The sequence below is a fragment of the Microbacterium pygmaeum genome (genome assembly GCF_900100885.1).
Taxonomy (GTDB): Bacteria; Actinomycetota; Actinomycetes; order Actinomycetales; family Microbacteriaceae; genus Microbacterium; species Microbacterium pygmaeum.
Genome location: NZ_LT629692.1, coordinates 3426286 through 3440822, shown reverse-complemented (window position 1 = coordinate 3440822; position 14537 = coordinate 3426286). Strand labels below are relative to the sequence as shown.

10 protein-coding genes are annotated in these 14537 nt (G+C 69.4%); 9 read left to right on the top strand and 1 reads right to left on the bottom strand.

Features of this window, described 5'->3' with window-relative positions:
• Positions 1-16: 16 nt before the first annotated feature.
• The 9 genes from BLT19_RS16435 to ligD all read left to right on the top strand — a co-directional run bounded on the left by BLT19_RS16435 (position 17) and on the right by ligD (position 13189).
• Positions 17-2188 carry an adenylate/guanylate cyclase domain-containing protein gene (locus BLT19_RS16435; RefSeq protein WP_172825656.1) on the top strand — a complete coding sequence of 724 codons (2172 nt, stop codon included), beginning with the start codon at positions 17-19 and terminating at the stop codon, positions 2186-2188.
• Positions 2189-2190: 2 nt separating this feature from the next.
• The gene (locus tag BLT19_RS16430) at positions 2191-3612 is read left to right on the top strand and encodes a mechanosensitive ion channel domain-containing protein (RefSeq protein ID WP_091492521.1); all 1422 of its coding nucleotides are present in this window, start codon (positions 2191-2193) and stop codon (positions 3610-3612) included.
• Between the two features lie 135 nt (positions 3613-3747).
• The gene (locus BLT19_RS16425) at positions 3748-6780 is read left to right on the top strand and encodes a hypothetical protein (protein WP_091492519.1); all 3033 of its coding nucleotides are present in this window, start codon (positions 3748-3750) and stop codon (positions 6778-6780) included.
• 12 nt (positions 6781-6792) lie between these two features.
• Complete coding sequence (locus tag BLT19_RS16420) at positions 6793-9285, top strand: ATP-dependent helicase (RefSeq protein WP_091492516.1); 2493 nt, start codon at positions 6793-6795, stop codon at positions 9283-9285.
• 41 nt (positions 9286-9326) lie between these two features.
• Complete coding sequence (locus BLT19_RS16415) at positions 9327-10439, top strand: SseB family protein (RefSeq protein WP_091492513.1); 1113 nt, start codon at positions 9327-9329, stop codon at positions 10437-10439.
• 78 nt (positions 10440-10517) lie between these two features.
• Positions 10518-10865 (top strand): ArsR/SmtB family transcription factor, encoded by a 348-nt coding sequence (locus BLT19_RS16410; RefSeq protein WP_091492510.1) that lies wholly within the window; start codon positions 10518-10520, stop codon positions 10863-10865.
• Positions 10862-11350, top strand: coding sequence for an SRPBCC family protein (locus tag BLT19_RS16405; protein ID WP_091492507.1), 489 nt, complete (start codon positions 10862-10864; stop codon positions 11348-11350). Before BLT19_RS16410 ends, BLT19_RS16405 begins: the two co-directional genes overlap by 4 nt.
• A gap of 1 nt (position 11351) precedes the next feature.
• Positions 11352-11948, top strand: coding sequence for a dihydrofolate reductase family protein (locus tag BLT19_RS16400; protein ID WP_091492504.1), 597 nt, complete (start codon positions 11352-11354; stop codon positions 11946-11948).
• Between the two features lie 206 nt (positions 11949-12154).
• A complete protein-coding gene (gene ligD, locus BLT19_RS16395; RefSeq protein ID WP_091492502.1) occupies positions 12155-13189 on the top strand; it encodes a non-homologous end-joining DNA ligase in 1035 nt (344 codons plus the stop codon).
• 234 nt (positions 13190-13423) lie between these two features.
• On the opposite strand, the gene BLT19_RS16390 is transcribed toward ligD, so the two are convergent.
• Positions 13424-14470: an ATP-dependent DNA ligase gene (locus tag BLT19_RS16390; RefSeq protein WP_091494293.1), complete on the bottom strand. Its 1047-nt coding sequence runs from the start codon at positions 14468-14470 to the stop codon at positions 13424-13426.
• Positions 14471-14537: the final 67 nt, after the last annotated feature.

The window sequence follows — 14537 nt, the reverse complement described above, 5'->3', positions numbered from 1 at the left end:
ATCAGGGGGCACTCAGTTGAGTTCTGTCGACACCGCAGAACCGGTCCACACACCGGTTTCCAGCGCACTCGCGAAGAAGGAAAAGGCACCTCGACGCCGACGCGGGGGTCTGAGCATCCAGTCCAAGCTCCTGATCATGCTGCTCGCCGTGAGCCTTGTGTCCTCGGTCATCATCGGCGTGATCGGCTACATCAACGGCCGTGAGTCGCTGCGCGAGGCCGCGATCGACCAGTTGACGACGATCCGCGAGCTGCGGGTGGGTGAACTCGAGTCGGCGATGAAAGGCGTTCAGGACGGCGTCGCCCTCGATTCGCGCAACCTGAGCGCGCAGACGGCGTCGCGCGCGATCAACGCGGGTTGGGACGACCTGCAGAACCGCGAGCTCACTCCGGAGCAGCTGGCTGAGCTGGAGACGTACTACTCCGACACGTTCAACCCAGCCCTTGCGGCGAATTCCGGCGGCACCTACAGCGACGCCGCATTCATCCCCGACTCCAACGCAGGCAAGTGGGCGCAGTACCACTTCACCGCGCAGTTCGCCGACTTCGACGAGGCGCTCACGATCAACGACGGCTTCGACGGCACGCCCTATTCGGCGGCGACGGCGCAGTACGGCGACTACCTCACGCGGCTCGTGGGAACGGTCGGATACGAGGATCTGCTGCTGTTCAATGTAGACGGCGACGTCGTCTACACCGCGTACAAGGGCGTCGACCTGGGAACGAATGTGCTCGACGGTCCGTTCCGCGAGAGCGCGCTGGCGGACGCCTACCGCACCGTGATCGCGACCAACAGCGTCGCCACGGTCGAGACGACGGACTTCGAGCGCTGGATCCCCTCGCTGAACGCGCCGACGATGTGGGTGCTCTCTCCGGTGGGGAACGATTCCGAGATCACCGGCGTCCTGGCCGCGCAGGTCCCGATCGCGCAGATCAACGACGTGATGACCGGCGAGGAGCGCTGGAAGGAACAGGGTCTGGGGGACACGGGGGAGGTGTACCTCGTCGGACCCGACCACCTGATGCGCAGCGTCTCGCGCGTGCTCCTGGAAGGCCCGGAGGAGTACGCCGAGCGTGCGATCGCGATGGGCACGGATCCGGATACCGCGGCTCGCATCGTCGAGGTCGACGGCACCGTCCTGCTGCAGCCGGTGAACACGATCTCGGTCGAGAACGCCTTGAAGGGAGAGACCGGCAACTCCATCTCGACGGGGTATCTCGGCGGGGAGAACATCACCGCCTACAGTCCGGTCGAGGTCGACGGACTGAACTGGGTCGCCGTCGCGCGCATCGACACGTCGGAGGCGTTCGCGCCGGTCGTCGAGTTCACCCGCACCCTCATCCTTTGGCTTGTCGGCATCATGCTCGTCGTCAGCCTGCTGTCGCTGCTGCTGGCGCAGGTGTTCACCCGCCCGATCAAGAAGCTCGTCGATGCGGTGCGACGGGTGGCCGGCGGCGACCTCGCCGTGCAGGTGCCTGTCGGATCCCGGGATGAGATCGGTGATCTGGGTTCGGCGTTCAACGACATGGCCTCGAGTCTGCGGATCAAGCAGGAGCTGATCGACGAGCAGCAGGTCGAGAACGCCAAGCTCATGCACACCCTCATGCCCGAGAACGTGGCCCGCCGCTACAAGGAGGGCGAGGAGACGATCTCGGAGGAGCACGACAACGTCTCGGTCGTGTTCGCTGAGCTCGTCGGCTTCGAGGAGTACGCCGACGACCTGAGCGGCGATCGCGAGACCTCGCTGTTGAACTCGCTGATGCGCGGCTTCGACGAGGCGGCCACCAAGGCCGGCGTCGAGAAGGTGCGCTCGCTCCGCGGCGGGTATCTCGCCAGTTCCGGCCTCATCGTGCCGCGCGTGGACAACGTGCGCCGCGCCGTCGACTTCGCGAAGGAGATGCGCGCCGTCATCAAGCGCTTCAACTCGCAGAACGGCACCGAGATCGACATCCGCGCCGGCGTGGACACCGGCACGGTGACCAGTGGTCTGGTCGCGCGGACGAGTCTCGCCTACGACCTGTGGGGGGATGCCGTCAGCCTCGCGTACCGGGTGCGCAGCGTCACCGGCCAGCCCGGAATCTACGTGACGCAGGCGGTCCGGGACCGGCTGCAGGACAGCGTGACCTTCGCCCGGGCCGGGACTGTGGAGCTGCGCGGAACCGCGCAGAACGTCTGGAGGATCGAGTAGTCATGGATCTCTTCCAGGAGGGCTGGATCTGGTGGGCGATCGCGATCGCGGTGGGCGTGCCGATCATCCTCGTCATCCTGACCGAGGTGCTCGGCGCGCTGACCCGTCGGGGCAGTCCGGCCGCCAAGCCGGTCCGGCTGCTGCGCAACTGGGTGGTGCCGGTGGCGGCGCTGTTCGCGCTGCTCGTGTTCGCCTTCCGCGCCGACGTGGAGAACGCCTGGCCCCGGGTCGTGGCGACCGTCCTGGGCTTCCTGCTGATCCTCCTGGTGCTGTCGGCATTCAACGTCGCGCTGTTCTCGAACGCGAAGGAGGGCAGCTGGCAGGAGCGCATTCCGACGATCTTCGTCGAACTCGCCCGCCTCGTCCTGGTGGTCGTCGGGCTGGCGCTCCTCTTTCAGTGGGTCTGGAACGCCGACGTCGGCGGGCTCATCGCCGCCCTCGGCGTCACCTCGATCGTCATCGGCCTCGCCCTGCAGAACGCGGTCGGGGGCGTCATCTCCGGACTGCTGCTGCTCTTCGAGCAGCCGTTCAAGATCGGCGACTACCTGGACGCTGCGGGCGTGCAGGGCCGTGTCATCGAGGTCAACTGGCGGGCGTGCCACATCGACACCGGCTCCGGCATCCAGATCATCCCCAACTCGACGCTCTCCGGAGCGTCCTTCACGAACCTCAGCCAGCCCGTCGGGGCTGTGCACGTCGGCTCGACGGTGGCCTTCACGACCGATGACCCGCCGCATGAGGTGATCGCGCTGCTGATCGAGGTGGCCGACTCGCTGCCGATGCGCGCCGACGGCGAGCGGGCCAGCGCCGACTACCTCGGCGCCGGCAAGTACTCGGTGAGCCTGCCGATCAACGGGCCGCAGTTCGGCCAGCAGGCGTTGAGCCTCTACCTCGCCTGGCTCTGGTACGCCGCGCGCCGGCGCGGCCTCGCCCTGGACGGCGATGCGACGGATCCGATCGCCGAGCCCGGACGCCTCGAGAAGGCGCTCGAGGTCGTGGGCCCGACGCTGCATCTCGGTGCGGCCGAGCGTGAGCTCGTGCTGTCGACCTCGAGACTGGAGCGGTACGGCATGGGCGAGATCGTGCAGTCCGAAGGCGTGCTGCCGCACGACATCCGTTTCATCGTCGACGGCCATGTGCGCCTCGCGGTCGACGCGGGCGGGGGACGGATCGAGTTCGCGACCGCTGAGCCCGGCGACTACGTCGGCCAGACGGCCCTCACCCGCGAGAAGACGCTGACGACCGCGATCGCGGCCGACGTCCTCACGGTGCTCGTGGTGCCGCTGGAGACGCTGGACGAACTCGTGCGCACGAGGCCGCTCCTGGCGGACGAGATCGGGCAGTCGATCGAGTTGAAGCGGAAGCTTGCCGCGGAGGCGCTCGCCGAAGCCGGAATCGTTCGGGGCACGCTCGGCCTGTATTGACCCGCGGCTGACCCCTCGGGTGCACGGCCTGCCCCCGAGTGCACGGCTTCGCGACGGCGGTGAACCCGTGCAATCGTTGCCAAGTCGTGCGCTCGCTGGTCAGGACACGCCCGGGCGACCGGATAGCGTGAATCCATGAGAACGGCGACGCGGCGGGGGGTCCTCGCCGCGGTCACCGCACTGGTGCTGCTCGCCCTCGGCTTGGGCGTCGGCGTCGTCGTCGGAGACGCGCTGGGCATCCGCACCGAGGCATCCGAGCAGATGGAGTCGGCCGCCCCAGTCGTCCCGACGATCGCCGCCGCCGTCCCGCCGCCCGTGCTCGACGCGGTCACGGCGCCCGAGACCCTGCGCATCGACACGGCCGTCGTCGATCTGCGTGCCGCGATCGAGGAGGCATCCGAGCGCGCCGGCGAGGCATCCCTCTCCGTCGTCATCCGCGACGGCATCGACGGCGACGACGACACCTATCGTCTGGCCGGCACGCCAACGGCCCTGCGCATCGAGGCGGCCACCGAGACCGGCGCGGTGCGGGGTGTCTACGACCTCGCAGCGGGGGTGCGCGCCGGGCGCTCGATCGCCGAGCATCTCGGTGAGGAGGTCACCTCGCGGCTGCCGCTGCGGATGGTCGATCTCGGCGCGGTCGCGGTCGACCCCGACACGGCGCAGTGGAAGGCGGGGACCGACTACTCGCACGCGTCGAAGGCCTTCGCCGACGTGCTGCTGCCGGACGCGCCGTACATCGATCAGGCCGCGCTCGAAGCCGCGTACGCGGAGTTCGACGACTACCTGCAGCGCGTCGTCGCGGACGGCTACAACGCGGTTGCCTTCCCGGGATTCGTCGAGTTCGTCACGTTCGACGACGCCCCAGGCGGCCCGGTGTACGCCGAGGGCGATCATCACCGGGCGCTGGCGATGCGCGACGCGTTCGGGCCGTTCTGGGATCGGGCGCAGGACCTCGGAATGAAGGTCTTCCTGCGCACGGACATGCTCACCCTGACGACGCCGCTCGAGAACTCCCTCACCGATCGGTTCGGCTCGCTCGATACCGCGAATCCGCAGCTGTGGGATGTGTACGCGGCCGGTCTCGACGAGCTCTACGCCGCGGAGCCGGCGCTGGACGGCGTGCTGATCCGCATCGGCGAAGCCGGCCGTGTCTACGACGTCGACGGCTGGGACGTGTACTCCGCGCTGGCGGTGACCACCGTCGACTCGGTGCGGGCGATGCTCGACACGCTGACCGCGCAGGCCGAAGCATCCGATCGGAACGTCATCTTCCGTACGTGGAGTGTCGGGGTGGGCGCCGTCGGCGACATGCACACCGACGACGCCTCGTACGAGGAGGTGCTCAGCGGCATCGACTCGCCGGCTCTCATCGTGTCGACCAAGTACACGCTCGGCGACTTCTACAGCTGGCTGCCCCTGAACGCGACCCTCGAGCAGGGCGAGCAGCGGAGGATCATCGAGTTCCAGAGCCGCCGCGAGTTCGAGAACTTCGGAGCCTTTCCCAACGACCTCGGGCCGCAGTACCAGTTCGCGATCCAGCAGCTCCTGGCCGCGAACGACCGGATCGAGGGCATCTGGACCTGGACGCAGGACGGCGGCCCGTGGCGCGCCGGACCGATGACGCTGTACGGCAAGACCGGGTTCTGGCAGCTCTACGAACTGAACACACTCCTCGCGGTGAACCTCGCGCGGGATCCCGACACCGACGTGGGCGAGGTGACGGCGGGGTGGGCGCGGCAGTGGTTCTCGGACGACCCGGCGACGGTCGAGGCGATCGTGCAGGCGATGGCGCGCTCCCGGCCCGCGATCGAGCAGGGGCTGTACATCCAGCCGTTCGCCGAGCAGCGGGTGTTCGCCATCGGGCTCGAGCCGCCGCCGATGATGTGGATCTTCGAGTGGGACATCCTCACCGGCGACTCCGCCGTCCTCGACGTCCTCTACGCGATCTCGCGCGACGCGACCGACGGCGACATCGACGCCGCGATCGCGGGCGGCGAGCAGGCGGTCGCGGATGCCGAGCGCATGCGCGAGCTGATCTCCGGGACGGATGCCGCGACCTGGCGCGACCCGGAGCTGCGCGAGCTGTTCGCCGGGACGATGGACTACGAAGTCGACTCGCTGCGGATGCTGACCGCCTACCGGGCGATGATCCTGCACCAGGCGCAGTGGCACGACACCCTGTCCGCCGACGCGTATGCGGCGTGGGCGTCGGACCGCGACGCGTTTCAGGAGCTGGCCGCCGGGCATCTCGAGCACTATGCCGGGAACGTCGACTTCCCGGCGTTCAACCTGACGGCCGCGGAGCTGGGGGTGGAGCGCGCCGACCGCGATGCGGCCATGGCGTGGCTGGCCCGCGTGCTGCTCGTGCTCGCCGCGGCATGGGTGCTGATCGGCATCGTCGCCGCGCGCACCCGGCTGGTCCGCCGGCCGGGCGCCGCCGCCGCCCGCGCCGCTTGGCTCGGCGCGTCCCGGCCGTGGCGGGCGCGCGAGTCCACGCTCGGGTTGCTGAGCCTGGACCGCTGGCTGCTGCTGATCGTGCCCGGCGCGCTGCTGGTGGCCACCCGCGCCGTCCAGACCTCCTTCCTGTCGTGGACCCACCTCGCGGTGGTACTGGGGGCGTGGCTGGTGTTCATCCTGGCGGTGCGACTGTGCGTCGGGAGGCGCTCGCCGTGGCCGGTGATCGCCGCCGTAGGGGGCGTTGTGGTGCTGCGCTGCGCGCTCCCCCTGTTCGCGCTGTCCTTCAGCGGGCCCGGCGGTTACTGGTTCGCATTCTGGACGGATCCCGTGCTGCGCACGGTCTACATCACGATCGCATTCGCGCTGTTCCTCTGGGTCTTCGTCGCCGCAGGCTGGGCACTGGCGGCGCAGGTGGGCACGCGACGAGCGACCGGGTTCGTGCTCAGCGCGGTCGGCGCGGGCCTTGCCGTGCCCGCGTCCGTGGTCGCCCTGGTGGGACTCGAGGCCTCGCTCAGCGCCTGGAACGACGAGATCGGGCTGCTCCCGTGGGGGCTCTCAAGGATCCTCGGGATCACCGTGTACCTCGACATCCCCGACGAGACCGCGTGGGTCGTCGCGGCGCTGGGCGTGGTGATCGCGACGGCCGGCGTGCTGCTGGCTGTGCCATGGCGGCGGACCCATCGGGTCGGTGTCGGCACGCGCGCGTAGACTTGGAGGGACATGACCGACGCCTCCGCGTCCGCGCAGCGCGCGGCATCCGCCCCTCTGCTCATCGTCGGCGGCGACCGCACGACCGGGCCCTCCGACGGCACTGCGCGACCGGACGAAGACCTGCTGGCGGGTCTCAACCAGCCCCAGCGCGAAGCGGTCACCTATCGGGGGCCGGCACTGCTGATCGTCGCCGGGGCCGGTTCGGGCAAGACGAGCGTGCTCACCCGTCGTGTGGCCAGCCTGCTGCGCACGAAAGAGGCGTGGCCCAGCCAGATCCTCGCGATCACCTTCACCAACAAGGCCGCGGGCGAGATGCGCGAGCGCGTCGGGCAGCTGATCGGCGACCGGGCCCAGGGCATGTGGATCTCCACGTTCCACTCGGCGTGCGTGCGGATCCTCCGCCGCGAGGCCGAGCAGTTCGGCTTCACCAAGTCGTTCACGATCTACGATTCCGGCGACACCCGTGCGCTTCTGAAGCGGATCGTGAAGGAGCACGAAGCGGATGCGTACGGCCTGACGCCCGCTGCGGCGATGGGTCGCATCTCGAAGCTCAAGAACGAGCTCACCGACGCCGAGGGGTTCGCGCGCTCGGCGAACATGAGCGACCCTGCGGAGCGGAAGTTCGTCGACGTCTTCCAGGACTACCAGCGTGCGCTCCAGCGGGCCAACGCCTTCGACTTCGACGACCTCATCGGGCAGACCGTGTACCTGTTCCGCGCGTTCCCGCATGTCGCCGATGTGTACCGCCGGCGGTTCCGGCACATCCTGGTCGACGAGTATCAGGACACCAATCACGCGCAGTACGCGCTGATCCACGAGCTCACCCGTCCGGTCGGGTCGGACGCGCCGGGGTTCTCCTCCGGCGGGATGATGATCTTCGAGGCCGATCCGGCCGACGATCCGGAGAAGGCTCCCGCCTCGCTGACCGTGGTCGGCGACTCGGACCAGTCGATCTATGCGTTCCGCGGCGCTGACATCCGCAACATCACCGAGTTCGAGCGCGACTACCCCGGCGCGAAGGTCGTGCTCCTCGAGCAGAACTACCGCTCGACCCAGAACATTCTGGGGGCCGCCAACGCCGTCATCGGCCACAACTTCGACCGCAAGGACAAGAAGCTGTGGACCGACGTCGGTGCCGGCGAGCTGATCGTCGGGTTCACCGGCTACTCCCAGCACGACGAAGCGCAGTTCGTCGCCGACGAGATCGAGACCCTCCACCGCGGGGGATTGGACTACTCCCAGGTGGCTGTGTTCTACCGCACGAACTCGCAGTCCCGCGCGCTGGAGGAGATCTTCATCCGCGCCGCGCTGCCGTACAAGATCATGGGCGGCACGAAGTTCTACGAGCGCGCCGAGATCAAAGACGCGCTCGCGTACCTCATCGCCGTCTCCAACCCCGCGGACGAGATGGCGCTGCGGCGCATCATCAACCGTCCGCGGCGCGGCATCGGCGACGTCACGATCGAGTCGATCGCCCGGTACGCGGCGAACGAGCAGATCACCTTCCGAGATGCGCTGGCCAACTCGTCGGTGTTGGGCGTCGGACCCAAGATCCAGGCGGCGATCGCGCACCTCGATGCCGTGCTGGCCGAGGCATCCGAGCTCATGCTGCCCTCCACCGGTGAACTCGCCCCGCCGACCGCGGTCGCCGACGGCCTGCAGCTGCTGCTCGGCAAGACCGGGTACACCGACGCCCTGCGCGCGAGCCGCGACGCGCAGGACGAGGCGCGCGTCGAGAACCTCGATGAGCTCGTGGCGGTGGCACGAGAGTTCGCGCGGAACAACCCCGAGGGCACGGTGATCGACTTCCTCGCCGAGGTGCAGCTGGTCTCGGACGCCGACGACCTCGAGGACGCATCCGGCTCGGTGTCGCTCATGACGATGCATACGGCCAAGGGGCTCGAATACGACGCCGTGTTCGTCACCGGCGTCGAAGAAGACCTCATTCCGCATCGCATCTCGGCCGGCGAACCAGGTGGTCCGCAGGAGGAGCGCCGGTTGTTCTACGTCGGCATCACCCGCGCGCGCAAGCGGCTGTACCTGTCGCTCGCGATGACGCGCGCCCAGTTCGGCGAGATCTCCGTCGCCATGCCGAGCAGGTTCCTCCAGGAGATCCCGGCGGAGCTCATCAACTGGCGGCAGTCGCCGGGAGACGTGAATTCCCGCGGCGGCATGCAGTCGCGCGCCCTCAACGCCCGACGGCCGGGGGGCGGCGGCGGTTCGGGTGGTCCCGGGGGTGGCAGACGCTACGGCGACGACCTCGTGCCCAAGTCGACATCGATCGAGCGGTTCGCGAACCGTATCCCGGCGAAAGTCCGCGACAACGGCGACCTGGAGCTGTCGGCGGGCGACCGCATCCGCCATGACGACTTCGGCGAGGGGCGCGTGGACGCCGTGACCGGAGAGGGCGCGAAGCGCGTCGCGCACGTGCGGTTCGAGAAGGCCGGGCCGAAGAAGCTGCTGATCAAGATCGCTCCGATCGAGCGCATCGATACGCCGTAGGAGCGAGGCGCCCTGACGAGCGCCGCGGCTACGCTGGGGTCATGGGCTTCTTCTCGCGCCGTAAGAAGAACGCCGATACTCCCGACGTCGGGGCCGAGGTGCCGGCCGAGACGACGTCGCCGGACACCGTGCCGGCCGAGACGACGGCGCCGGACACCGTTCCGGCTGCGGCGGGGTCCGAGACCCGGGCCGAGGATCCGACGCCGCCCGATGTCCCCGCGACGATGAGCATCTCGGTCTCGTCCTATCAGGGGCTCGGCGCGCAGTCGCCGCCGGTCAGCGCCCCGCTGCCCGAGGCTGCCGCACCCGAATCCGCAGCATCCGCCCCCCGCGTATCCGGTCTGCCCGACGCCCGAATCGCCCCGCCGCCGGTGGAGACGGTCGCGGGCCTCCGCGACAATGTCGTCCTGCGCGACGCGCTGGCCGCGGTCTCGCGGCCGCCCCAGGCCGAGGAGATCATCAACGTGGCCCGCCAGCTGATGCAGGGGCACCTCTTCCTGCGCGTCAAGGGCGACGCGCGCGCCCTCCTCGCGGAGGGCAAGCCCGTGCCGCTGGGTGTCGCATCGCTGAACGACAAGCAGTACGTCCTGGCCTACAGCAGCGGCGCGGCGCTGCGCGCGAGCGTCGCGGCCGACAACGAATCGGACACGTCGGCGATGGGTCAGCCTGTGCTCTCCGTGCTCCGCTACGTCCTCGACGGGCCGTACGAGGGACTCATCCTGGACAATTCCTCAGCGCCGGCGCGCGCCGTGCTGCCACGCGATCTTCTGCAGAAGATGCTCGAGCAGGGCGATGACTCGTTCGAGCTGAAGACGCTGCTGGCGGCTGAGCGGACGGATGCCACGGCTCCCGAGGTCGCCGAGGTGCTGACGCGCACCAAGCTCTGGGTCGCGGTCAACCGCTCGCCGGAGGGGCGGTTCGGCGTCGCCGAGGCGCGTACCACCGACGGCGCACGGCTGATCGAACTGTATTCGCATCCGCTCGAAGTGTCGTCGATGCGCCGCAGCGATCAGCCGGCGCCGATGACCGCCGTTCAGGTCGCCGCTGCGCTGCGCGCCGACGATCAGCTCGCCGGGGTGATCGTCGACCCGGCAGGCCCGTGGATCCGGCTGTCGCGCGCAGACCTCGCGCCGCTGATCGCACTCGCGCCCTGACGTCGGTCGCCAGGGTTGCGCCGCGCTGTGCCACGTGCCATTATCAATTGCATGGTTGATCAAGGTATTGGTTGAGTAATGACCGACGCGGCGCTCGATCGAGCGTTCTCGGCCCTCGCCGATCCGGTGCGCCGCGCGATCGTGGCCCGGTTGAGCCGCGGTCCGTCGACGCTGGGCGAGCTGGCCGAGCCGTTCGAGATCTCGCTCCAGGCCGTCTCAAAGCACATCAGCGTGCTCGAGGACGCGGGCCTGGTGTGGCGTACCCGCGAGGCGCAGCGTCGTCCGGTGCATCTGGATGCCGCCGCGCTCGAGCGTCTCACCGCGTGGATCGACCGCTACCGCCTCGAGGCGGAGTCCGCCTACCGGCGGCTCGACGCAGTGCTCGCGGCATCCGAGAAGAAGACAGGCAAGGAGAAGCAGACATGAGCAACGAAGTGCACATCACCACGGAGCCCGGAACGCCCTTCATCGACATCGTCCGGGAATTCGACGCTCCGGTCGAGCGCGTGTACGCGGCCCACTCCGACCCGGAACTGTACGCGCAGTGGGTGGGTCCGCGGGGCTACGAGACGGACGTCGTCGAGCACGACATGCGCACCGGTGGGAGCTACCGATTCGTGCAGCGTGACCCGGCGCACCCCGAGCGCGGCGAGTTCGCCTTCCACGGCGTGTTCCATTCGGTGCGCGAGAACGAGTACAGCGTGCAGACCTTCGAGTTCGAGGGATGGCCGGACGTCGTGAGCCTCGACACGTATCGGTTCCAGTCGCTGCCCGATGGCCGCAGCCGCCTGTCGACGCACAGCATCTTCCCCTCCGTGGAGGCCCGCGACGGCATGGTCGACTCCGGCATGTCGACGGGTGTCGTCGAGGGCTACGAGCGCATCGACGAGCTGCTCGAGCGGGAGGCCTGAGATGGGCCGCGTGGTGTCGTCGGCATCCATGTCGCTCGACGGGTTCGTCGCCTCGCCGGACAACGATCCGGGAGCACTGTTCGACTGGTACGAGGCGGGCGATGTCGAGATCGTCAACGCCGGCGATCTGCCGCCCTTCCATCTCACCCGCGCCAGCGCGGACTACTGGCAGGGCTGGGTGCAGGAACTCGGATGCCTGGTGGTCGGCCGCCTGCTCTTCGACATCACCGACGGGTGGAAGGGCGAGCATCCGCTCGGCGTGCCGTTCGTCGTGCTCGCGCACGAGGTGCCGACCGACTGGGCGTGGGCCCACACCGGCAACGGGCACTTCGTCACCGACGGGATCGAGGCCGCGATCGCCCGCGCGCAGGAGCTCGCAGGCGATCGCTCCGTCGGGGTCGCCGCCGGGACGGTCGCGGGCCAGGCGCTGGCGGCGGGGCTGCTCGATGAGGTCGCGATCGACCTGGTGCCGATCGTCCTGGGCGAAGGTCACGCGTACTTCGCCGACGTCGACCCGGCCGCCGTGCGTCTGGGCGACCCCACGACGGTGATCCCGTCCGCGAGGGTGACGCACCTGCGATATCCCGTGCTGCGGTGACGCGTCGCGCCGCGCCGCGTCGCGCCGCGTCGCGTCGCGTTGCCGCGCCGCGTCGCGTTGCGTTGCGTTGCCGCGCCGCGCCGCGTCCCGGGACTGCTCCCTTGTCGCCGACCGTCCTTTCGAAGGCCTGTGGTGGACGGTTGGCGACGGGGGAGCGGTGCTGAAACGGATGCGGGGAGTCGGGCGTCCCGCGTAGGGTCTGAGGCATGGCGTCCGAGCGCATCACCCTGACCGTCCCCGGGCCGAGCGGCGACCGTGAGGTCGGGCTGTCGAGTCCGAACCGGGTCCTGTGGCCCGAGCTCGGGATCACCAAGCAGCAGCTCGCCGAGTACCTCATGGCGGTCTCCGGCCCGTTCCTTGCCGCCAACGGCGACCGGCCGGTCTCGCTGGAGCGCTTCCCCGAGGGGGTCGACGGCGAGCGCTTCTACTCGAAGAATCCGCCGAAGGGTGCGCCCGACTACCTGCAGACGGTCACCGTGTCGTACAACAGCGGCCGGCGGCATCCGCAGATCGTCCTCACCGAGCCCGCCACCGTCGTCTGGGCCGCGCAGATGAACACCGTCGTGTTCCACCCGTGGGCATCGCTCAGCGGGAACACCGACAATCCGGTCGAGCTGCGGATCGACCTCGACCCGCAACCGGGAACGGATTTCTCGGATGCCGCGGCCGTCGCACCAGCACTGCGCGAAGTCCTCGCCGAGGCGGGGCTGACGGCGTTCGTGAAGACGAGCGGCAACCGCGGGATCCACGTGTTCTGCCCGATCGAGCCGACGCACGAGTTCCTCGATGTGCGGCACGCGGTGATCGCCGCCAGCCGCGAGCTGGAGCGCCGGCTGCCCGACAAGGTGACGACGAACTGGTGGAAGGAGGAGCGCGGCGAGCGCATCTTCCTGGACTTCAACCAGGCCAACCGCGATCGCACGATGGCGGGGGCATACAGCCCGCGCGCGCTGCCCGGCGCCACGGTCTCGACGCCGGTGACCTGGGACGAGCTGCCGGAGGTCGACCCGGCGGCGTTCACCATCCAGACGGTCCCGGACCGCATCGCCTCGGTCGGCGACCCCTGGGCGGACCTGCTCGCCGACCCGGGGCGTATCGACACCCTCCTGGAGTGGTGGGAGCGCGACCTGTCGAACGGGCTCGGCGAACTGCCGTTCCCACCGGACTTCCCGAAGATGCCCGGCGAGCCGCCGCGTGTGCAGCCGAGCCGGATCAACCCGGAGAACTGGCCGAAGGACTAGGAGCCTGCGCTCGGCGGTGCGGGGATAGTCCCGCGCCGTGCGGTGTCAAGGGTGTGGTGCGTGACTGGCGCGCCAGTTTCCTGCATCCGCGCCGTCAATCGTCGGCGCTTGTGCAGGAAAGTGGCGCTCGACCGTGGTGCGGGTGCGGCGGTGGGGCGCTTGTGCAGGAAAGTGGCGCGCGACCGTGGTGCGGGTGCCGCGTCCCGTGGAACGCGGCCCCAGCGCCGCCGCGCCTCAATCCAGGACGTCGCCCAGGTCGTACGCCGAGACCGACTCCAGCTGGTCGAACCGGCACGATTCGGGGTCGCGGTCGGGCCGCCAGCGCTCGAACTGCACGGTGTGGCGGAATCGCCAGCCCTCCAGCTGGTCGTAGCGCACCTCGAGGACGCGCTCGGGGCGCAGCTTCACGAACGACGAGTCACGGTCGGCTGCGGAGAAGCGCGACTTCTCGCCCTCGCCCTTCTTCATCTCCCCCTCCTCGTCCCGCTGGACGAGCGGGGCGAGCTCGTCGACGAGCTCCAGCCGCCGCTGATTGCTCCAGGCCGAGACCGCCCCGACGTTGAACAGCTGCCCGTCCTCGTTGTGCAGCCCGACGAGGAGCGAGCCGACGCCGGCGCCGGACTTGTGGACGCGGTACCCGAGCGCGACGACGTCGGCGGTGCGGGCGTGCTTGATCTTGAACATCGTCCGCTTGTTCGGCGCGTAGGGCTGGGCGAGGGGCTTGGCGACGACGCCGTCGAGGCCGGCTCCCTCGAACTCAGCCAGCCACCGTTCAGCGAGGTCGGGGTCGTTGGTGGTCCGGGTGACGTGAATCGGATCGGGCAGCCCGTCCAGCAAATCGACGAGCTCGGCACGTCGCGTGGAGAACGGCTCTCCCTGCAGGTCGCGGTCGCCGCGCGCGAGCAGGTCGAACGCGATGAACATCGCGGGCGTGGTCTCGGCGAGCATGTTCACCCGGGATGCCGCGGGGTGGATGCGCTGCGTCAGCGATTCCCAGTCGAGCTTCTGGGATCCGGGCTCGCCCTTCGGCACGCCGATCTCGCCGTCGATCAGGCACGGCTCCGGCAGCAGGCGCGCGAACGCCTCGACGAGCTCGGGGAAGTACCTGGTCAGGGGCTTCGCGCCACGGCTGCCGATCTCGACATCGGTGCCGTCCCACGAGACGAGTGCACGGAATCCGTCCCATTTCGGCTCGTAGCTGAGCCCGCCGGGGGTTGCCGCAGGGTCGGGAACGGTCGGCACCGACTTGGCGAGCATGGGTGCGGGGATCTCGTACGGCATGGGTTCATCCTGCCCGGTGCCGCTGACGCCGGAAAGGGCTGCCGCCGATCGACGAAGGCGCGCGGAT